Annotated in this window: 21 protein-coding genes; 9 read left to right on the top strand and 12 right to left on the bottom strand. The window is 60.5% G+C overall.

From position 1 onward, the window contains the following. The first annotated feature begins 30 nt into the window (after positions 1-30). Positions 31-1,206, top strand: coding sequence for an acetyl-CoA C-acetyltransferase (locus ACN0WV_RS06140; RefSeq protein WP_417604351.1), 1,176 nt, complete (start codon positions 31-33; stop codon positions 1,204-1,206). Between the two features lie 168 nt (positions 1,207-1,374). Beyond that, a complete protein-coding gene (phbB, locus tag ACN0WV_RS06135; protein ID WP_084351897.1) occupies positions 1,375-2,097 on the top strand; it encodes an acetoacetyl-CoA reductase in 723 nt (240 codons plus the stop codon). Between the two features lie 197 nt (positions 2,098-2,294). Here phbB and ACN0WV_RS06130 read toward each other — a convergent pair whose 3' ends face one another. From ACN0WV_RS06130 to ACN0WV_RS06120, 3 genes are all read right to left on the bottom strand, one after another. Beyond that, positions 2,295-2,459 carry a YdcH family protein gene (locus ACN0WV_RS06130; RefSeq protein ID WP_084352246.1) on the bottom strand — a complete coding sequence of 55 codons (165 nt, stop codon included), beginning with the start codon at positions 2,457-2,459 and terminating at the stop codon, positions 2,295-2,297. 113 nt (positions 2,460-2,572) lie between these two features. After that, the gene (locus tag ACN0WV_RS06125; protein WP_417604348.1) at positions 2,573-3,328 is read right to left on the bottom strand and encodes a tRNA1(Val) (adenine(37)-N6)-methyltransferase; all 756 of its coding nucleotides are present in this window, start codon (positions 3,326-3,328) and stop codon (positions 2,573-2,575) included. After that, positions 3,318-3,533 (bottom strand): putative signal transducing protein, encoded by a 216-nt coding sequence (locus ACN0WV_RS06120; protein ID WP_084351895.1) that lies wholly within the window; start codon positions 3,531-3,533, stop codon positions 3,318-3,320. Before ACN0WV_RS06120 ends, ACN0WV_RS06125 begins: the two co-directional genes overlap by 11 nt. 55 nt (positions 3,534-3,588) lie before the next feature. On the opposite strand from ACN0WV_RS06120, the gene ACN0WV_RS06115 reads away from it, so the two are divergent. Beyond that, a complete protein-coding gene (locus ACN0WV_RS06115; protein WP_417604346.1) occupies positions 3,589-4,590 on the top strand; it encodes a polyprenyl synthetase family protein in 1,002 nt (333 codons plus the stop codon). Here the strand turns inward: ACN0WV_RS06115 and ACN0WV_RS06110 are convergent. The 3 genes from ACN0WV_RS06110 to ACN0WV_RS06100 all read right to left on the bottom strand — a co-directional run bounded on the left by ACN0WV_RS06110 (position 4,566) and on the right by ACN0WV_RS06100 (position 8,950). Continuing rightward, positions 4,566-5,414, bottom strand: a complete 849-nt coding sequence (locus tag ACN0WV_RS06110) for a 4-(cytidine 5'-diphospho)-2-C-methyl-D-erythritol kinase (protein ID WP_417604412.1) — start codon at positions 5,412-5,414, stop codon at positions 4,566-4,568. The two genes, ACN0WV_RS06115 and ACN0WV_RS06110, sit on opposite strands and share 25 nt — an antisense overlap. Next, a complete protein-coding gene (locus tag ACN0WV_RS06105; protein WP_084352242.1) occupies positions 5,404-7,116 on the bottom strand; it encodes a tetratricopeptide repeat protein in 1,713 nt (570 codons plus the stop codon). Before ACN0WV_RS06105 ends, ACN0WV_RS06110 begins: the two co-directional genes overlap by 11 nt. 187 nt (positions 7,117-7,303) lie before the next feature. After that, positions 7,304-8,950, bottom strand: coding sequence for an electron transfer flavoprotein-ubiquinone oxidoreductase (locus ACN0WV_RS06100; RefSeq protein ID WP_417604344.1), 1,647 nt, complete (start codon positions 8,948-8,950; stop codon positions 7,304-7,306). A gap of 271 nt (positions 8,951-9,221) precedes the next feature. On the opposite strand from ACN0WV_RS06100, the gene greA reads away from it, so the two are divergent. The 4 genes from greA (at position 9,222) to ACN0WV_RS06080 (ending at position 11,861) form a co-directional block, all read left to right on the top strand. Beyond that, positions 9,222-9,692 carry a transcription elongation factor GreA gene (gene greA / locus ACN0WV_RS06095; RefSeq protein WP_084351888.1) on the top strand — a complete coding sequence of 157 codons (471 nt, stop codon included), beginning with the start codon at positions 9,222-9,224 and terminating at the stop codon, positions 9,690-9,692. Positions 9,693-9,717: 25 nt separating this feature from the next. After that, positions 9,718-10,734: a hypothetical protein gene (locus ACN0WV_RS06090; RefSeq protein ID WP_417604343.1), complete on the top strand. Its 1,017-nt coding sequence runs from the start codon at positions 9,718-9,720 to the stop codon at positions 10,732-10,734. A gap of 93 nt (positions 10,735-10,827) precedes the next feature. Next, complete coding sequence (locus ACN0WV_RS06085) at positions 10,828-11,541, top strand: AzlC family ABC transporter permease (RefSeq protein WP_417604341.1); 714 nt, start codon at positions 10,828-10,830, stop codon at positions 11,539-11,541. Then, entirely contained in the window at positions 11,538-11,861 is a 324-nt protein-coding gene (locus tag ACN0WV_RS06080; RefSeq protein WP_084351882.1) for an AzlD domain-containing protein, read from the top strand. The genes ACN0WV_RS06085 and ACN0WV_RS06080 overlap by 4 nt, the downstream gene beginning before the upstream one ends. On the opposite strand, the gene ACN0WV_RS06075 is transcribed toward ACN0WV_RS06080, so the two are convergent. The 5 genes from ACN0WV_RS06075 to ACN0WV_RS06055 form a co-directional block, all read right to left on the bottom strand. Then, the gene (locus tag ACN0WV_RS06075) at positions 11,849-12,478 is read right to left on the bottom strand and encodes a hypothetical protein (RefSeq protein WP_417604339.1); all 630 of its coding nucleotides are present in this window, start codon (positions 12,476-12,478) and stop codon (positions 11,849-11,851) included. The two genes, ACN0WV_RS06080 and ACN0WV_RS06075, sit on opposite strands and share 13 nt — an antisense overlap. Before the next feature lie 46 nt (positions 12,479-12,524). Continuing rightward, positions 12,525-12,659, bottom strand: coding sequence for an aa3-type cytochrome c oxidase subunit IV (locus ACN0WV_RS06070; protein WP_417604338.1), 135 nt, complete (start codon positions 12,657-12,659; stop codon positions 12,525-12,527). A 95-nt stretch (positions 12,660-12,754) separates the two neighbouring features. Next, a complete protein-coding gene (locus tag ACN0WV_RS06065; RefSeq protein WP_417604336.1) occupies positions 12,755-13,204 on the bottom strand; it encodes a DUF6173 family protein in 450 nt (149 codons plus the stop codon). Next, on the bottom strand, positions 13,201-14,262 hold the full coding sequence (locus ACN0WV_RS06060; RefSeq protein ID WP_143514520.1) for an MBL fold metallo-hydrolase: 1,062 nt from the start codon (positions 14,260-14,262) through the stop codon (positions 13,201-13,203). The genes ACN0WV_RS06065 and ACN0WV_RS06060 overlap by 4 nt, the downstream gene beginning before the upstream one ends. Beyond that, positions 14,262-15,980, bottom strand: coding sequence for an acyl-CoA dehydrogenase (locus ACN0WV_RS06055; RefSeq protein WP_417604334.1), 1,719 nt, complete (start codon positions 15,978-15,980; stop codon positions 14,262-14,264). Before ACN0WV_RS06055 ends, ACN0WV_RS06060 begins: the two co-directional genes overlap by 1 nt. Positions 15,981-16,125: 145 nt before the next feature. Here ACN0WV_RS06055 and ACN0WV_RS06050 point away from each other — a divergent pair, with 145 nt between their 5' ends. Further along, the gene (locus ACN0WV_RS06050) at positions 16,126-17,067 is read left to right on the top strand and encodes an L-threonylcarbamoyladenylate synthase (RefSeq protein ID WP_417604332.1); all 942 of its coding nucleotides are present in this window, start codon (positions 16,126-16,128) and stop codon (positions 17,065-17,067) included. Positions 17,068-17,196: 129 nt separating this feature from the next. Here ACN0WV_RS06050 and ACN0WV_RS06045 read toward each other — a convergent pair whose 3' ends face one another. Beyond that, positions 17,197-17,763: a YqgE/AlgH family protein gene (locus ACN0WV_RS06045; protein ID WP_417604331.1), complete on the bottom strand. Its 567-nt coding sequence runs from the start codon at positions 17,761-17,763 to the stop codon at positions 17,197-17,199. A 143-nt stretch (positions 17,764-17,906) separates the two neighbouring features. On the opposite strand from ACN0WV_RS06045, the gene ACN0WV_RS06040 reads away from it, so the two are divergent. Next, complete coding sequence (locus ACN0WV_RS06040) at positions 17,907-18,698, top strand: protein-disulfide reductase DsbD domain-containing protein (RefSeq protein ID WP_417604329.1); 792 nt, start codon at positions 17,907-17,909, stop codon at positions 18,696-18,698. The last annotated feature ends 11 nt before the right edge of the window (positions 18,699-18,709 follow it).

The raw sequence follows: 18,709 nt of genomic DNA, 5'->3' as shown, positions 1-18,709 counted from the left end.
CGTCGCAATTAGTTAAGGTGGAGCACATCTATGACCAATGTCGTAATCGCATCTGCGGCGCGGACCGCAGTCGGCAGTTTTGGGGGCGCGTTCGCCAATACCCCCGCCCACGATTTGGGATCGGCCGTTCTGCAAGCGCTGGTAGAGCGCGCCGGGATTGACGCTGCGGACGTCTCCGAAACGATCCTGGGGCAGGTTCTGACCGCAGCGCAGGGACAAAACCCGGCGCGTCAGGCACATGTTAACGCAGGCCTGCCGATTGAATCCTCGGCCTGGAGTATCAACCAAGTTTGTGGATCCGGTCTGCGCGCCGTAGCGCTTGCCGCCCAACACATCCAGCTAGGCGATGCAGATATCGTCTGTGCCGGCGGTCAGGAGAACATGACACTCAGCCCTCATGCCGCGCATCTGCGAGCCGGTCACAAGATGGGCGATGTAAAATATATCGACACGATGATCCGCGACGGTCTGTGGGATGCATTCAACGGCTATCACATGGGTCAGACCGCCGAAAATGTTGCAGAAAAATGGCAGATCAGCCGTGAACAACAGGACGTGTTCGCCGTCGCGTCGCAAAACAAGGCAGAAGCGGCACAGACAGCCGGCAAGTTCGATGACGAGGTGATTGCCTTTACCGTCAAGACCCGCAAAGGCGAAACTGTTGTCGATAAGGACGAATACATCCGTTACGGCGCGACGATCGAAGCCATGCAAAAGCTGCGCCCGGCCTTCACAAAAGATGGCAGCGTCACAGCGGCCAACGCATCCGGCCTTAATGACGGGGCCGCCGGTGCCCTGCTGATGTCCGCACAGAATGCCGAAAAGCGCGGGATTACCCCGCTTGCACGAATCGCCTCCTACGCCACTGCGGGACTTGACCCGTCGATCATGGGCGCAGGTCCGATCAACGCCAGCCGCAAGGCACTGGAAAAGGCGGGTTGGAAACCGGAAGATCTGGACCTTGTCGAAGCGAACGAAGCTTTCGCCGCTCAGGCTTGCGCCGTGAACAAGGAGATGGGCTGGGATCCGGCAATCGTGAACGTGAATGGCGGCGCAATCGCCATTGGTCATCCGATCGGTGCCTCCGGTGCCCGTGTCCTCAACACCCTCCTATTTGAAATGCAGCGCCGCAATGCCAAGAAAGGCCTCGCGACATTGTGCATTGGCGGCGGTATGGGTGTGGCGCTCTGCGTTGAGCGTCCCTGACTTCAGCAGTTCGGAAAGGGGCGCCTCAGGGCGTCCCTTTTCCAGTCCCCTTAAGGCCAAAGCCAACAGAAATTCCCCCAAAGCGCCGATATCGTGACGTAATATTGTTGCGCATGATGCAATCAAACGGTAGCAAAGTTACTGGACCCTGACAGATTGGAGAATATCATGGCAAGAGTAGCACTCGTAACAGGCGGCAGCCGAGGCATCGGTGAGGCGATCTCGAAAGCGCTGCAAGCCGCCGGTTACACGGTCGCAGCAACCTATGCCGGAAATGACGAAGCCGCGGCCAAATTTACCGAAGAAACCGGTATCAAGACATACAAGTGGAACGTCGCCGACTACGATTCCAGCGTCGCCGGCATTGCCAAGGTCGAAGAGGATCTGGGTCCGGTTGATGTGGTCGTAGCCAATGCCGGGATTACCCGCGATGCCCCCTTCCACAAGATGACCAAGGACCAATGGCAACAGGTGATAGACACCAACCTGACCGGCGTGTTCAACACCGTGCATCCGGTCTGGCCCGGCATGCGCGAACGCAAGTTCGGCCGCGTCATCGTGATCAGTTCCATCAATGGTCAGAAGGGTCAGTTCGCTCAGGTCAACTATGCCGCGACAAAGGCCGGCGATCTTGGCATCGTCAAAAGCCTTGCTCAAGAAGGTGCCCGCGCCGGGATCACCGCCAATGCGATTTGTCCTGGATATATCGCGACCGAGATGGTGATGGCTGTGCCTGAAAAGGTACGCGAATCGATCATCGGCCAGATCCCGGCAGGTCGCTTGGGCGAGCCTGAAGAGATTGCACGTTGCGTGGTGTTCCTGGCGTCTGAGGATGCCGGTTTCATCAACGGTTCGACAATCAGTGCAAACGGCGCCCAATTCTTCGCCTGATACCCTGCGAACATCGCGTCACAACATTGCGCCCCTGCCTGTATGGCCGGGGCGCTTTCATATTACGATACTTCTTTTGTCTTCTGCCTGGTTTTATGCAACCTGACCGGCTTTTGGATGGTTTGGACCAAACCTCAGCTTGAGCCATGATTTTCAGAAACGGGCCTCCGGCCCTAAAAGCTACCAGAACAAAGACTTCAGACGCTGAGTCGCTCGATTTCTTCTTTCAGCTTCAGTTTCTGTTTCTTCATTTCAGCGATATGAAGATCGCTGACGCTGGGGGCACGCTGTGCCTCTTCCACAGCAGCCGAGAGGTGTTGGTGTTTCTTCTTCAGTTCCTGCACATGCGAACTCAAGCTCATCACGTCCTCCATTGATATGACAACATCTTCAGTCCAGCATATTCCAGCACGTCTGTCACGCTGCATTGTCACCAGTTGTTTTCCAAAGCACTAACTTGCCGGTGAAGCTGACATTACGCCGGAAAATTCAGCGGGGCTCCGCGCCTTAACACGTCGCTGATCGGGGCCGCGTAATCTTCGCCGTCCTGTCCATGGGTGTGCCCTTCGTGAAGAATCACCGGGGCGTGCAACCGGAAATCGGCCCGCCCGCCTTTGCGCGCCCTCACCAGCACCAGCCGAGGGTCGCGCCCGACGCGCGGCGCCAGGGGCAGAACCTGAACAGACCCAAGCCTTTCTTGCATCGCAGTCAGCAATTCCGGCAGTCTTTCCATCCGCTGAATGAACGTCACCTGACCGCGCGGGGCCAATCTTCGCGCCGCCACGTTGACCCAGGCGGAGAGGGGCGTCTTCGCAGCGAGTGCGATTTCCCGACCGTCATCCTCTGCCTGGCTGCGCTTGCCGGATTTGAAATAAGGCGGGTTCGCAAACACATGGTCAAATTGACGCGCCAGAAGCGACGCAGGCAAGGATGAAAGATCGGCCTCGACCACCTCTGCCGTCAAACCGTTCTCTGCCAGATTGCGGCGCGCGAGATTGGCGTAGAATGGTTGGATTTCCACGCCGGTCAGCGTCAGGCCGGGGACGCGGACACCAAGGCAACATAAGCCAGGGGCAGCACCGCAGCCAAGTTCCAGCACCGAATCGCCTGAAGTTGCTGCGACGCTTGCAGCCAACAGGACAGGATCTATCCCGGCCCGATAGCCGCCGATCGGCTGGAACAGGTGAACCCGTCCGCCTAAAAAAGCGTCGCGGCTCAGCTCAGCGGTCAAGCGGAACGCCACTATCAAGCATCAACTGTCGGGCCGCCCTCAGATCCGCAGACCGCACCATCAATCGCCGCGGCAAAATGCCGATGCTGCCTTCAAGAACGCTCATGTTTACGTCCAATTCAAAGCTGTCTATACCCTCGTCCTGCAAGAGCGCGCGGGCCAGCGGGATGATCGTGATGTCGGTGGTGCGCAAAAGCTCTTCCATGTCGGGGATGTAAGGACAAGGTGGCACGATTGTCGAGCCTTGTGACGGGAGTGTGATGAGTTTGGACGACGCCACCGTGAAACCACATGACCGCCTCGCTGCCGCATTGGCCGAGGATATGATGGCGGTCAACGATTTGATTCGGCTACGCATGGCCTCTGAGCATGCGCCGCGCATCCCCGAAGTGACGGCCCATCTGGTCGAGGCAGGCGGCAAGCGTCTGCGTCCGATGCTGACATTGGCCGCGGCGCGGATGTGCGGCTATGACGGTCCCTATCATGTGCATCTGGCCGCAACGGTAGAGTTTATTCACACCGCAACGCTGCTGCATGACGACGTGGTGGATGAGAGCGCGCAGCGGCGTGGGCGGCCGACAGCGAACCTGCTTTGGGACAACAAATCCAGCGTGCTGGTCGGCGATTATCTGTTTGCGCGCAGCTTTCAGTTGATGGTCGAAACCGGGTCGATCCGCGTACTCGACATTCTGGCAAATGCCGCCGCCACCATTGCGGAAGGCGAGGTGTTACAATTGTCCGCAGCACAGGATCTGCGCACCGGCGAGGATATTTACCTCAAGATCGTCCGCGGCAAGACAGCCGCGCTGTTCTCTGCCGCGACAGAGGTCGGCGGCGTCATCGCCGGTCAGCCCGATGGGATTGTCCGCGCGCTGTTTGACTATGGCGACGCTTTGGGGATCGCGTTCCAGATCGCTGATGATCTTCTGGATTATCAGGGCGATAGCGGCACTACCGGAAAAAACATCGGCGACGATTTTCGCGAACGCAAGCTGACACTGCCGGTGATCAAGGCCGTGGCCGCAGCTGATGCCGAAGAACGGGCATTCTGGCGGCGCACCATCGAGAAGGGTAAGCAAGAGGATGGCGATCTGGACCACGCCATTGCGTTGCTGAACAAGCACGACACGCTGAGGGCGACCCGCGACGATGCGAACGCCTGGGCGGCAAAGGCCAAGGACGCGCTTGGCACCCTGCCCCGGTCCGATCTTCGGGACATGCTGATTGATCTTGCCGATTATGTGGTGGCGCGCCTCGCTTGAACCGCGTCTCCGGTTTGCGTGTGCACAACCCACCAATTCGGATGTCGGGCCGCGATTCCTCTGGCGGCGTATTGCGCCTGTGCAGGTGTTTCGTAGATTCCGAAACATGTCGCGCCGGAGCCCGACATACGCGCAAGCAGAGACCCGCTTAAGGCGTCAAGCGCGACTCTGATCGCCGGGGCCAGATCACAGGCTGGCTGCTCCAGATCATTGCGCTGCCGGGTCAACCAGTTGATGAACTGCGCTTCGCACGTCCAACCATCACAATGGGGCATTTCTGGGTTTTCGCGTTGGGCGAGGGCACGAAAGACCTCTGGCGTCGCGACTTGAACGCCCGGGTTAACCAGCACGAGGTTCAGCACCGGCACAGGGCTGACCGGCCTCAGCCGTTCGCCGATACCTTGCATCCGCTGCGGCATTGAGGTCAGGCACACAGGCACATCCGCCCCAAGCGCAAGAGCCGTGTCCAACCCGATCACCTTCGCAGCATCTGCCCCGCACAGGCTACGCCATACGGCTGCGGCATCGGCAGAGCCACCCCCCAGCCCCGCGCCATGCGGAAGGTGTTTTTCAAGCTCTATCCGCCCCGTCCAGCCGACAGCCTCAGCCGCGCGCCAGATCAGATTGCGACGATCCACCGGGACGCCTGCGGCAAACGGGCCCGTCACATCCAGAACCATCTCGGGTTCGGGCGTAAGACGAAGCCTGTCACCGACATCACCGAACACGACCAGCGAATCGAGCAGATGATAGCCGTCCGGCCGCCTGCCGGTCACATGAAGTGTAAGGTTGATCTTGGCCGGGGCAAACGCCTCAACCGCCATCATTGGCGACCTTCAGAGGTGGCAACCCTTCTTCTGAAAGCAGCGCGTCCAACCCGATGTCCAGCTTGCGGCGAATCCGGTCCGGATCCACCTCGTCAGAGGCCACTTCGGAATCCACGAAACTCAGCGCGCGGTGCCACATGAATTCCGCCTCAAGCTTGCGTCCGACGGCCCAGTAGACATCTCCCAGATGGTCGTTCACCACCGGATCGACAGCCATCAACTCTGCCGCGCGCTCCATATGGGGCACCGCCTCGTCGTAGCGCCCAAGCCGGTAAAGCACCCAGCCCAGAGAATCGACGATGTACCCGCTGTCAGGACGTGCCGCGACTGCGCGCTCAATCATACTCAACGCTTCATCCAGCTTTTCCTGCTTTTCGACCAGTGAATAGCCAAGATAGTTCAAAACCTGCGGCTGCTCGGGATTCAGTTTCAGCGCAGACCTGAAATCCGCCTCCGCCTTTGGCCAGTCGTCAAGCCGTTCGTGGCTGATCCCGCGGGCATAGTAGAGAAACCATTGGCCGGGCTCGGGCCCATCGAACGCCGCTAACGCGCGATCATAGGCTGTCACGGCGTCATCAAAGCGTTCCAGTTGCCGCATCAGGTCGCCCAGTGTCGACTGAACCACCGGCAGATCACCGTGGGTTTCGGCAAGTCGTTCCAGAACCTCAACCGCCGCGTCGACCTTGCCACTGGCGCGCAGAGCGTCCGCACGGCCCAGCTCTGCGGCATGGAAGGCCGGATCGTCACGGGGCACGCGTTTGTATGTCGCAACGGCAAGCTCGTGCTGTTCAAGCCGTTCAAGCATATCGGCAGACAGCAGGATCGCGTCAACGTGGTCCGGGCGCAGATATTCTGCCACGCGTGAATACAGCAGGGTGTAGTCGTCCTCGGCTTCGTTGGAAAGCGCCACGGCCAGCGTATAGAACACCTCGGCAAGGCCCTGACGTGCGCCTGAAACAGCCGTCCAGGGCAGGTTTTCACCTGCCTCCAGCCGCCTGCGCAACGCCTCGATTCCGGGATCGCCGCCCTCGGCAAAGGTATCGTTGATCAGTTGCAGCGCGTCGTCGTTCCGGTCGAGTTGCGACAACACCTCGACATGGGCAACGATCGCGCGGCGCGTCTGTTGTATCGGGCCGGTTTGCTTGCTGGCAAAGATCGCCTCGGCGCTTTCGTGATCGCCAACAGAAGCCAGCGCAAGCGCCTTGTGATAAAGCGCAAAGCCCTCAAGCCCGCGCTGGTCGGATACGTCGTCAAAAGCCACAAGCGCCGCGCTCATGTCGCCGCGCCCCAATTCTGACCATGCGTCGGCCAACCCGTCAATCAGCGGCCCTACGCCGCGATCTTCACGCAGCCGCTTCAGGATCTCGGGATAGGCCTCGCGGTGCGCTTCACCAGCCATCAACGCGATCTGGGCGATCTGGCTGCGCTCGCCGTCCTTTTCCAGACGCGCCGCAAGATCAACGGCACGTTCCAGATTGCCAAGCGATAGATTTGCCAAAACAGCGCGTTCCAACAATTGCGGATTGGCAGAATCGTAATAGAGCGTCCGGTTGTAATACTTGGCCGCAGCCGTGAAGTCCCCGATATAGCTGGCCTGCCTTGCGGCCAGATATGAACCGGACAGGCCGTTTGCCGCGACCACCTCGGGAAGACACAAGCCTAGAGCCAATATCGCCGCGCCGATCGTTCTCGCTGTCATTCTGGGCACCAAGGCCTCCATCGTTCATGCGTCGCAGTTGTGGAAAAACTAGCCCGCAGCCGATCATTACGCAATGCGGCGCGTCAAAAACGTCCTTTCCCAGCCTTATCGCGAGTTTAACGCGCTCGAATCATCGTGAGCAGGGCGTTGTCGCGACGACGTAGCGCCACGGCAACGCAGCAGCGGCTTACATATTCGGATAGTTTGGCCCGTCGCCGCCTTGCGGGGTTGTCCAGGTGATGTTCTGTGCGGGATCCTTGATGTCGCAGGTTTTGCAGTGCACGCAGTTCTGAAAGTTGATCACGAATGCCGGCTTTCCGTCCTTTTCCACAAATTCGTATACACCCGCCGGACAATAGCGCGCCGATGGGCCGCCATAGGTCGCCAAACCGACCTTTACCGGAACGTCGGGATCCTTCAGCTTCAGATGCGCAGGCTGGTTTTCGTCATGGTTGGTGAAGGAAAAGCTGACATTGGTCAGGCGGTCGAAACTCAGCTTGCCGTCGGGTTTCGGGTAGTCAATCGGCTTGTGCTTGTCCTCGGGGTCGGTCGCCTCGGCATCCGTTTTACCATGGCCAAGGGTGCCAAAAAACGAAAAGCCAAGCGTGTTGGTCCACATATCCAGACCGCCAAGCGCCAGACCCGCCGTCAGGCCCCACTTTGACCACATCGGTTTGACGTTACGCACTTTTTTCAGGTCTTGGCCAATCGCACCATCGCGCACATCAGCCTCGTAATCGTTCAACTCATCCGACGCCCGCCCGGCCTGAAGCGCCGCATGGGCCGCTTCTGCCGCCGCCTTGCCGGACAGCATCGCGTTGTGGTTGCCCTTGATGCGCGGCACGTTGACCATGCCCACCGAGCAGCCCAGCAATGCCACCCCCGGCGCGACCATCTTCGGCATCGACTGATAGCCGCCTTCGGTAATGGCGCGCGCACCGTAAGCCACGCGTTTACCGCCTTTCAGCAGCTCTGCCACCATCGGGTGATGCTTGAAGCGCTGGAACTCCATATACGGGTAAAGATGCGGATTCTTGTAGTTCAGGTGCACCACAAAGCCGACATAGACCTGATTGTTATCAAGGTGGTAGACGAAGGATCCACCGCCCGCATTGCTGCCCAGTGGCCAGCCCATGGTATGGGTGACGCTGCCTTCGCGATGCTTGGCAGGGTCAATTTCCCATATTTCCTTCATCCCGAGGCCGAATTTCTGCGGCTCTTTCCCGGCGGAGAGATCGTATTTGGCGATCACCTCTTTCGACAGTGACCCGCGCACGCCTTCGCCAAGGAAGACGTATTTTCCGTGCAATTCCATCCCCGGCTCATAGCCCGGCCCCGGTGTGCCGTCGGGGTTCTTTCCGAACTCTCCGGCGACCACGCCTTTGACACTGCCATCCTCGGCATAAACCAGTTCGGAGCAGGCCATGCCGGGGAAAATCTCGACACCCAACTCCTCTGCCTGTTCGGCCATCCAACGGCAGACATTGCCCATCGAGACGATGTAATTGCCGTGGTTGTTCATCAGCGGCGGCATCGGGAAATTCGGTACCTTTATCTTCCCCGCTTCGCCCAGAACATAGAAATTATCGTCTTTTACAGGCACGTTAAGCGGCGCGCCCCTGCTCTTCCAGTCCGGGATCAGCGCATCAAGACCGCAAGGATCAAGGACCGCACCGGACAGGATATGCGCCCCAACCTCAGAGCCTTTTTCCAACACCACGACCTGCAAGTCCGCGTCCAACTGTTTCAAGCGGATTGCCGCAGACAGTCCGGCAGGCCCTGCCCCCACGATTACCACATCATATTCCATCGCTTCGCGCGCTTCGTCGGCCATGTTGCTCCTCTTCCCGGCCCGTGCGGCCGCAATAATGTTGCGCGAATGGCTATAGTGATGGGCCTATCCGGTCAATCGCGACACTGCGTTATTGCCAGAATCAAGGTCGGTATTTTCCCGCCTATGCCCAGAATTGATCCAATTGCGCGTCAACCTCTTCTATCCTATTGCAATAGGCTACGGCGTCGGGTCAGTCTTGCAGCGCCTGAAATGTCGATCATTCATCAATTATGCGGCACCGACGACAGGGTGCCTGCTTCGGAACAGACCAATGGAAAAGATACCTATGACCCGCGCGGGCCATACCGCGCTCGAGACCGAATTGAAGACGCTCAAATCCGAGGAGCGTCCGGCGATTATCCGCGCCATCGCCGAAGCGCGCGAACATGGTGACCTGTCGGAAAATGCCGAATATCATTCCGCCCGCGAAAAACAGAGCTTTATCGAAGGCCGGATCAAGGAACTGGAAGGCGTTATCGGTCTGGCCGAGGTGATTGACCCGACGAAGCTGTCCGGCGCGATCAAATTCGGCGCGACCGTGACGCTGGTGGACGAGGACACTGACGAGGAAAAGACCTGGCAGATCGTCGGCGAACATCAGGCGAATATCGAAAAGGGGCTTCTCAACATCAAGTCGCCCATCGCCCGCGCCCTGATCGGCAAGGAAGAAGGCGACAGCGTCGAGGTGCGCACACCGGGCGGCGACAAATCCTACGAAGTACTCAAGGTCGCGTATATCTGACACGAGGCTAGCCAGAGGCACGGATATGGCCAACGTTCCTGACAGCCGCCCGACACCGTTGGGCATCTATGACCGGCCCCGCGCCAAAGGGATAACGGGGATAGAGATCGCTGCAATCGCGCTTTCGGCGCTGTGGTTACTTGTGGCCGGAGCGTTTTTTCTGTTCGGATCATCAGACGATGACAGCTTTGGCGGGTTGCGCGTATTGCTGTCGTTGATGTCCGTGTTTCTGCCTGTCGCAATGGTCTGGGTGGCCGCGATAACCGTGAAATCGTCGCGCGTGATGCGCGACGAAAGCCGCCGGATACAGGCTGCGACCGACGCCATGCGACAGGCCCATGTGGCGCAAACCCAAGGCAAGGGAGACACTGGTTCCGCCAGTATCGCCAAAAAGCTGGATGAGATCGCCGCCGCCCAACGCAAGACCGACTCGGCGCTGGCGATGTTCACATCATCGCGCGAAATGCCCCGCGCGACATCTGGCCCTACACCAACGGCCCCGTCTTCTGCACCGCAGGCCGACGAACAGGGCATGTTGGCGCTTGGCACCCCAGCCGAGGCACTGGCACCGCCCTTGCCCAAGGTCGACATGATCCGCGCGCTGAATTTCCCCGACACGGCCGAGGATGAGGAAGGCTTTGCCGCGCTACGTCGCGCCCTGAAAGACCGCGCCACGGCGCAATTGATTCAGGCGGCACAGGACGTGCTGACCCTGCTGTCGCAGGATGGCATTTATATGGATGATCTGCCTCCTGACATGGCCCGCACCGAAATCTGGCGCCGCTTCGCCACCGGAGAGCGGGGCCGCACCATTGCGACGCTGGGCGGTATTCGTGACCGGTCCTCGCTGGCGCTGGCCGCGGGGCGGATGAAGCAGGATCCGATCTTCCGCGACGCCGCGCATCATTTCCTGCGGCTGTTTGACCGCAATTTCGCCAGCTTCGAGACCGACGCCAGCGATGCCGATATATCGGAGCTTGCCAACACCCGCACCGCACGCGCCTTCATGTTGCTGGGGCGTGTCGCAGGCACGTTCGACTGACGCGGCGTCGCTGACAAGAGCTTCCGCACATTTGCAACTCTGCCCCGGTTTGACTAGGACATCCGGGAAGAGTTCATTCCGGACGACATCCCCATGACCCTACCCACCGAAAATGCCACCTTCTGGCGCGGCGTTGTCGACGGCCTGCCGTTCGTTCTGGTCAGCGCGCCCTTTGGTGTGCTGTTCGGTGTCTTGGCAACCGAGGGCGGCTTGAACCTGCTGGAGATTCTGTCTTTCAGCCTTGTCGTTGTGGCAGGTGCGGCACAGTTCACGGCCCTGCAACTGATGCTTGATAATGCCCCGACCATCGTGGTTCTGGCTTCTGCGCTGGCGGTCAACCTGCGGCTGGTGATGTATTCGGCGGGCCTTGCCCCGCATCTGGGTGGGGCACCGCTAAAGGCCCGTCTGGCCGCCGCCTATATGCTGGTCGATCCGGTCTATGCGCTAACTGCCACGCGCTACGATGCACAGCCCTCCATGCCGATGCCGCTGAAGGTGGCGTATTTCTTCGGAACTGCCGCACCGGTGATGATCGGCTGGTTTGCCAGTACGCTGATCGGTGCCGCACTCGGCACCCAGATCCCCGAGGCCTATGCGCTGGATTTCGCACTGCCCATCGCCTTCATTGCCATGGCAGGCCCGATGATGCGGACCGCCGCCCATATGGCCGCTGCCTTTGTCGCCGTGGTTCTGGCACTTAGCCTGACATGGTTGCCCTACGGCACCGGGTTGCTGGTGGCGGGGCTGGGCGGGATGCTGACCGGCGCCCGAGTTGAACTGATGCAACGCGAAAGGATCACGCCATGATTGATCGTTGGCAATTATGGGTGGTGATTGCTGGGCTTGGCCTTGGCAGCTATGCGATGCGATTCGTCTTCATGGGACTTGTCGGGCGACGCCCCCTGCCCGAATGGGCCTTGCGCCACCTGCGCTATACGGCCGTGTCGATTTTTCCCGCCTTGGTGGCTCCGCTTGTCGTCTGGCCGGAGGCGACCGGCGGCACGCTTGACGCGCCGCGCGGACTTGCGGCTCTTGCGGCGCTGGCCGCGGGCATTCTTACGCGCAACGTCTTTGCATCGATGGGTGCCGGTGCGCTCGTCCTGTTCGCCATGCTTTACTGGTTCTGAGCCGCGACTATTTGCGGATCATAGGCGCGCAAGGCCACGCTTTTGTCCTCGTCGTCATATTCGTAGAACCGTTCGGTGACAACGCCGGGAACCTGCCCAAAGCTCTCGCTCAGCTTCACCGGGAACCAAGTCGATTTCACGCCCTGAAAGCCCGGCAGCTGCCGCAGGATAGCAGACACACTCAGCGCGCATTGCGCCTGACCGACGGATCCGTTGGATATTGCGAGTTGCAGCGCGCGTTCCGCCACTTCCGGCGACACGACGATCCGCTGTACGACAACATGATGCGTCGCGCGGGCATGGGCACGGGTGTAGAAATCCGCAACGCCCGGCGTGATCCCGTACAGGACGTCATCGCGTTCGGGCACCGTTTCATGGCGCACGGAGCCCGCGGGGTCAAAGATTACCCGTTGCGAGCCGTTGATCATCAGGCTTGAATGCCCGCCCGCGCCGGTACGATTGTTGACCATGGTGAAAAGCGTCAGCGCCGGTGGTCCGCTGTGAACGTACCGCGCCTGCGATACGACCTCGGGCGGCGCATTGCCCGCCTGGTGCGCGCCGCAAGCCGATAGCAGCACGGACGCCATGACGACCAGAATCACCGTATAGAAACGCATCGCAAACCCCTTTAGCAACGCACCCGCCAAGGGGCTGCGCCAATCGTTAACCGTTAATCAAAGCCACCAGAATCAGCATCACGATGACCACGATGACCGCGTTCGTGGCGAAGCGGATAAATCCCGCAAACGTCTTTTCCTGTGCTCCGATATCCATCGAGCCATGCTTGTGTTCAGCCATGTCAGTTCCGCCCTTCGCTAAGCAATTTCCAGCCTCATACTTCATTTGAAAATATCTGTCACCACGTCAAGGCCGCGCATGTCGCACAAGCCGCCCTAGGCCTTGTCCAGTTCCTGCACCAGACGAAAGCCGATACGTTGCGCATTGGCCTGTTCAGGCTCTTTCGGCACGGCGCGTAGCATCACGTTCAACTGGCTGACATGCTGGATCAACTGGGTCCGTTTGCCCCCCGGCTCGCTGCCATAGAAGGTCAGAATGTCAGGATCGAAAAAGCCCATGCCCTCGATTCGCAGCACGCCGACCTGCCCGCCGGCCAGCCCCATGGCGACCTCATGTTCGTTGTCCAGCTGCTCCTCGAAGCTTTGGATATACAGCACCAGCCGCTCATAGGCCCATTCGGCCTGGCTTTTGTGCTTCAACGGTTTGCGTTGCACCGCCTGGGGAAGATCGGCGGCGCCAGAGCATCCTTCCTCGCCATTGGTATGCACTTCGTGGCGGCGTGGCAGGGCATCGTTTTCGGCATATTCCGCCGAGGTTTCGATCATCCCTCGTTCTGTTTGCTTGTCCTGCGGCAATATACCATCGCTCCATCGCTGCGTGTTGACTGAGTCACCAGCCCCTGACGATGAAGATGGTTCAAATGTGCCACAGCCTCAACCATGGCGAGGCCGAATTCCGCGTCGCCAATCTGGCGTTTGAACAGGACCGGGAAGCAATCGGTAGCCGCTTTTGGCGTTTCCAACTCCACCAGAAGGCGCTTCAGCGCACCGTGATGGTTGTCGATCAACTGTCGCATGCGCGTCGGCAGACCCGTGAAAGGCAGCTTATGCCCGCCCAGAACAAGGTGATCGGGACGCGCGAGCTGCGACAGGCGTTCACACGCCTCCAGCCAGTCACCTACCGGATCGGCCTTGGGTTCCGTCGCATAGACCCCGAGGTTGGAACTGATGGAGGGCAGGATCTGATCGCCCGCGATCACCAGATTGTCATCGCGGCTCCAAAGCGTTGCATGCTCGGGCGCGTGGCCATTGCCGATATGTACGTCCCAATCGCGCCCGCCTGCGCGAATCACGTCGCCCTGCTTGATCCGGGTAAACCCCAGCGGCATCGGATAGACGACATCCGAGAAGTTGAACGGTCGTTCCTCGGCCCGGCGCGCAATGTCCTTTGCGCCCATGCCTGCCCGGCGATAGTAGGCCAGCGTTTCACTGGCGGGGCGCGCCTGTTCGTCCAGTTGCAACATACGCGCGAACAGCCAGGCGGTGCGCGTCGCAATCAGCTCTGCCCCGTGTTCGGTCTGGAACCACCCGGCAAGCCCCACATGATCCGGGTGGTGATGCGTGACAATGACACGTCCAACGGGCTTGCCCGCCAACGGGCCATCCAGCAAACCCTGCCACAGCGCGCGGGTTTTCTTCGACGAAAACCCGGTATCGACCAGGGTCCAGCTGTCGCCCTCGTCCAGCGCATAGACATTGACGTGGTCAAGTTTCATCGGCAGCGGCAGGCGCATCCACAACACGCCCGGTGCCACCTCGATCGCCTGATCGCCTGAGGGTGGGTCTGCCCATGGGTAACCGATCACCTCCGTGCCACCATCCATCATGATACCAACTCTTCGATACCCAGGGCGTATACCCCGTCGGCACCCTCGCGGGCATGCGTCAGCGCACCTGCATATTCCGGCAACATCCGTTTGATATAGAATCGGGCCAGGCCGCTGCGCGGGCCGTCGCCGCCTTCGGCCTCCGCGGCCAGAAGATGGAAATGCGCGCCCAAGACACGGGCAAAGCCCTTTAGAAACGGCACCGAGCCTGCAAAGCGGTTGTTCATATCCTTCTGCGCCACCATCCATTCAATGGTCTCGCGCAGGGTCTCTGCCGCTTCCCACACGGGTTCGGCAAGATCGGACAGCGTGCCGCGCGTGCGTTCGGCCACGGCCTCGATCTCGTCCATCAGGCGGAAAGCGGCCTCGCCGCCATCCATCAGCTTGCGCCCGACAAGGTCCATCGCCTGAATGCCATTGGTGCCCTCGTAGATCGCGGTGACGCGCACATCGCGGGAGTATTGAGCGGCTCCGGTTTCCTCGATGTAGCCCATACCGCCATGCACTTGCACGCCCATCTCTGCCACGGCGATGCCCGTATCGGTGCCGAACGCCTTGACGATCGGCGTCAGCAGGGCAGCGCGCGCACCCCATTCGGCATCGCCGGTCGCTGTCTTCATGTCGATGGCGACAGCACAGGCCAGCGCGATGGCGCGCACCGCGAAAATATCCGCCTTCATCGTCATCAGCATCCGCCGCACATCGGCGTGATCAATGATGGTGCCCGTGCCGTCGCTGACCGGCACCCGGCCCTGCTTGCGTTCCTGCGCATAGGCCAGCGCATGCTGATAGGCACCCTCGGCCACGCTCAGCCCCTGAATGCCGACACCCAGCCGCGCATTGTTCATCATCGTGAACATCGCGCGCATGCCGTCATTCTCTTCACCGATCAGCCAGCCTGTCGCGCCGTCATATTGCATCACCGCGGTGGGCGATCCGTGCAGGCCCATCTTGTGCTCCAGACTGACGACCTTGAGGTCGTTGGTGCGGCCCGGATTGCCCTCTTCATCCGGCAGGTATTTAGGCACCAGAAACAGGCTGATCCCCTTGGTTCCGGGGGCCGCGTCAGGCAGGCGCGCAAGCACCAGATGGCAGACATTGCCGGTAAAATCATTGTCGCCCCAGCTGATATAGATCTTCTGGCCGGTGACGGCATAGCTGCCATCCCCATTGGCCACCGCCTTGGTGCTGAGCGCGCCGACATCCGACCCGGCCTGTGGCTCAGTCAGGTTCATCGTGCCGCACCACTCGCCCGAGATCAGCTTGGGCAGATAGGTCTCTTTGATCGCATCGCTGGCGTGATGCTCCAACGCTTCGATCTGGCCCTGTGTCATCAACGGGTTCAACTGCAAGGACAGGCAGGCCGCCCCCATCATTTCATTGACCGCCGAGACCAGAGCCATCGGCAACCCCATGCCGCCATGTTCCGGATCGGCCCCCATCGAAACCCATCCACCATCTGCAATGGCCCGATACCCGTCCGCAAACCCCGGCGAAGTACGCACAACGCCGTTTTCCAGCTTTGCCGGCGTCAGATCGCCATTGCGTTGAAGCGGCGCGAGAATCTCTTCGCACATCCGCCCGGCTTCGGTCAGGATCGCTTCGATCATGTCCGGGGTTGCTTCGGCAAATCGTTCTGTCGCAGTGACCTGCGTCAAGTCCAACACCTGATCAAAAAGGAAACGATAGTCAGACAAGGGCGCGCGATAGGGCATGGGGCCTCCAGAATTCTGCGTCGGTATAATCGGGCTATGAGACAAACTTGGCAACAACCGTGCAGAGTTGTATGCACGGGAACCTTTGCTGCGCAGCCTAAGCAAGCGCGCGGCAGCATCAACCCGAAACGCGGCGTCACAAACCATGTCCCATCCATCGCGTCTTTCCGCCGATCAGTCTGGCATCACCGAGGCAGCAAGGCTGTTGCGGCAAGGCGCGCTGGTCGCTCTGCCTACGGAAACCGTCTACGGGCTTGGGGCCGATGCGCGAAATGATCGCGCCGTCGCGCGCATTTACGAGGCAAAGGGCCGACCGAGCTTCAATCCGCTGATCGTGCATGTACCGGATGTGGATGCCGCCCGTACCTATGTGCACTGGACGCAAACCGCCGATCTGCTCGCCTCGGCCTTCTGGCCCGGCGCGCTGACACTGGTCCTGCCACTGCGCGCGGACAGTGGCATCGCGCCGCTGGTCTCTGCCGGGCTGCCCACCGTTGCGGTGCGCGTCCCTGCGCATCCATTGGCGCAAAAGCTGCTGCGCGAATTTGGCGGCCCGATTGCGGCACCCTCGGCCAACCGCTCTGGCCAGATAAGCCCGACCACCCCCGACCATGTGGCGCAAAGCCTTGGCCCGCGCGTCGCGGCGATCCTTGATGGTGGGCCCTGCCCTGTGGGTGTCGAATCGAGCATCGTTGACGCAACGGATACTGTCAGTCTTTTACGTCCGGGCGGCATCCCGGCCGAGGCGCTGGAACAGGCGCTTGGTCATCCGCTGGGCATGCGCGACGGTGCCGACGCGATCTCTGCCCCCGGACAGCTTCGGTCGCATTATGCGCCTTCCGCAACCGTTCGGCTGAACGCGACTGACTGGCGCGACGGCGAAGCAACGCTTGGGTTCGGGAAGGTGGCGGCCGATCTCAACCTGTCGCCCTCGGGCGATCTGACAGAGGCTGCGGCCAATCTTTTTAGCCACCTCCGTACACTAGATGCGTCCGGTCGGCCCATCGCCGTTTCGCCGATCCCAATGCACGGGCTGGGCACGGCAATCAATGATCGGCTGAGCCGCGCCGCTGCGCCACGCGACTGATCGGCTTTGCCCGACCGATTGCACGCGACGTTCTGTGGTCTTTCGTGGCGCAACGCATCACTGAGGTCATCTGAGGTGCAGTCAATGCCCCCCCCACAGCCGACAGAAAACAACAATGCTGAGGCTTATCTAGGCTCGCCCGGCATCCGGCGACAATGCCAGTGCGGCCACGCCCAAAGTTTCCAGCGCCGCTTCCCATTTTTCCGTGTCGGGTATGTCAAAAACCAATGCCTTGGAGGCATCGCAGGTCAGCCAGCCATTCTCGACAATCTCGGATTCGAGCTGCCCCGGCCCCCATCCGGCATAGCCCAGCAGCATCAATTGACGCTCTGGCCCCTTCCCGGAGCCGATATCTTCGAGAATATCCAAGGTCGCGGTCATTGCAAAACCACCGGGAACCTTCAGCGTCGAGACCACGGATTCGTATTCGTCCGAATGCAGGACAAAGCCGCGTCCCTGCTCCACCGGACCACCGAAACGCACAGGCTGTTTCATGTGATCGCCCGATGTCTCGATCGACAATTGATCCAGCAGCGCCTCCATTGTGACATCTGGCGTCGGCTTGTTCAGGATCAACCCCATCGCGCCCTCATCGGAATGCGCACACAGAAACACGACTGAGTGGTCAAACCTCGGGTCGCCCATGCCCGGCATGGCGATCAACAGCTTGCCGGTAAGGTCGGTGGTTTCGGTCATTTCGGTCAGCACTCCCCGGTTGGTGCCTTCTGACAATGGCCCCGCGCATCCGCAGGTTCAAGGGCTGCGCTCATATGCGCCTCGCCGGAAAGTGACTTGGCATTTCAGGCAGCATGGCCCATCTCGGATGAATGATACGTCACATGATAACCGCCGCGGTACTGAGCTTTGGCCTTCTTGGCACCGCCTTGCAGGCCGCAGGCTCGTCCTCGCCGATCCGGGCAGAACTGTTGCCGGGTTGGCGATTGGCCTCTGGCGATCACATCGCCGCCCTTCGGCTGGTCATGTCGCCGGGGTGGAAAACCTACTGGCGCGCGCCGGGCGATGCGGGCATTCCGCCCGTCTTTGGCTGGCAAGGCTCGCAAGGCGTGTCCGGTGTTCAAGTCATGTGGCCGGTGCCGCATGTCTTTGATCAGCAGGGGATGCAGTCCATCGGCTACGCCAAAGAGGTAATCTTGCCCCTGCGCATTTCCACGACAAGCGATGACATTGCCCTGAATGGCCGCGTCCAGATCGGCATCTGCAAGGACATCTGCATCCCGGAAGAGCTGCGCTTTCGCGCCGATCTGTCCGCCAAGAACGCACGCCCCGACCCGCGCATTTCAGCCGCGATGGCGAATGTGCCGCTGACCTCGGCGGAGGCTGGCGTGGGCCGTGTGAGTTGCGAACTTGCACCGTCCCGTGATGGTCTGACCATAACCGCGCGCATCGATATGCCCCGCGCCGGAGGAACCGAGGTTGCAGTGGTAGAGACCGCCAACCCCTATCTCTGGGTGGCCGAGGCGCAATCCGAACGGCAGGCAGGTACTTTGGTTGCGCGCACTGAAATCATGCATGTGGACGGCAAGGCCTTTGCCCTGAAACGCGACGGCATCCGGATCACGGTGCTTGGCAGCAAGAGGGCGGTGGACATACAGGGCTGCCCCGCGCCCTGATCCGCACAGTC

This window comes from Primorskyibacter flagellatus, from assembly GCF_048268605.1.
Lineage (GTDB): Bacteria > Pseudomonadota > Alphaproteobacteria > Rhodobacterales > Rhodobacteraceae > Primorskyibacter > Primorskyibacter flagellatus.
Note: the sequence above shows the minus strand (reverse complement) of the source record. Positions and strands in the feature narration are given on the sequence as shown.

Coding starts and splice junctions, on each gene's coding strand:
- ACN0WV_RS06110 (WP_417604412.1), bottom strand. CDS start 5,414: ATGGCGGTTGAGGCGTTTGCCCCGGCCAAGATCAACCTTACACTTCAT.
- ACN0WV_RS06075 (WP_417604339.1), bottom strand. CDS start 12,478: ATGCGTTTCTATACGGTGATTCTGGTCGTCATGGCGTCCGTGCTGCTA.
- ACN0WV_RS06130 (WP_084352246.1), bottom strand. CDS start 2,459: ATGAGCTTGAGTTCGCATGTGCAGGAACTGAAGAAGAAACACCAACAC.
- ACN0WV_RS06100 (WP_417604344.1), bottom strand. CDS start 8,950: ATGGCCGACGAAGCGCGCGAAGCGATGGAATATGATGTGGTAATCGTG.
- ACN0WV_RS06045 (WP_417604331.1), bottom strand. CDS start 17,763: ATGACCGAAACCACCGACCTTACCGGCAAGCTGTTGATCGCCATGCCG.
- ACN0WV_RS06040 (WP_417604329.1), top strand. CDS start 17,907: ATGATAACCGCCGCGGTACTGAGCTTTGGCCTTCTTGGCACCGCCTTG.
- ACN0WV_RS06050 (WP_417604332.1), top strand. CDS start 16,126: ATGTCCCATCCATCGCGTCTTTCCGCCGATCAGTCTGGCATCACCGAG.
- ACN0WV_RS06120 (WP_084351895.1), bottom strand. CDS start 3,533: ATGGAAGAGCTTTTGCGCACCACCGACATCACGATCATCCCGCTGGCC.
- ACN0WV_RS06070 (WP_417604338.1), bottom strand. CDS start 12,659: ATGGCTGAACACAAGCATGGCTCGATGGATATCGGAGCACAGGAAAAG.
- ACN0WV_RS06105 (WP_084352242.1), bottom strand. CDS start 7,116: ATGACAGCGAGAACGATCGGCGCGGCGATATTGGCTCTAGGCTTGTGT.
- ACN0WV_RS06065 (WP_417604336.1), bottom strand. CDS start 13,204: ATGATCGAAACCTCGGCGGAATATGCCGAAAACGATGCCCTGCCACGC.
- ACN0WV_RS06080 (WP_084351882.1), top strand. CDS start 11,538: ATGATTGATCGTTGGCAATTATGGGTGGTGATTGCTGGGCTTGGCCTT.
- ACN0WV_RS06060 (WP_143514520.1), bottom strand. CDS start 14,262: ATGGATGGTGGCACGGAGGTGATCGGTTACCCATGGGCAGACCCACCC.
- phbB (WP_084351897.1), top strand. CDS start 1,375: ATGGCAAGAGTAGCACTCGTAACAGGCGGCAGCCGAGGCATCGGTGAG.
- ACN0WV_RS06140 (WP_417604351.1), top strand. CDS start 31: ATGACCAATGTCGTAATCGCATCTGCGGCGCGGACCGCAGTCGGCAGT.
- ACN0WV_RS06055 (WP_417604334.1), bottom strand. CDS start 15,980: ATGCCCTATCGCGCGCCCTTGTCTGACTATCGTTTCCTTTTTGATCAG.
- greA (WP_084351888.1), top strand. CDS start 9,222: ATGGAAAAGATACCTATGACCCGCGCGGGCCATACCGCGCTCGAGACC.
- ACN0WV_RS06090 (WP_417604343.1), top strand. CDS start 9,718: ATGGCCAACGTTCCTGACAGCCGCCCGACACCGTTGGGCATCTATGAC.
- ACN0WV_RS06085 (WP_417604341.1), top strand. CDS start 10,828: ATGACCCTACCCACCGAAAATGCCACCTTCTGGCGCGGCGTTGTCGAC.
- ACN0WV_RS06115 (WP_417604346.1), top strand. CDS start 3,589: ATGAGTTTGGACGACGCCACCGTGAAACCACATGACCGCCTCGCTGCC.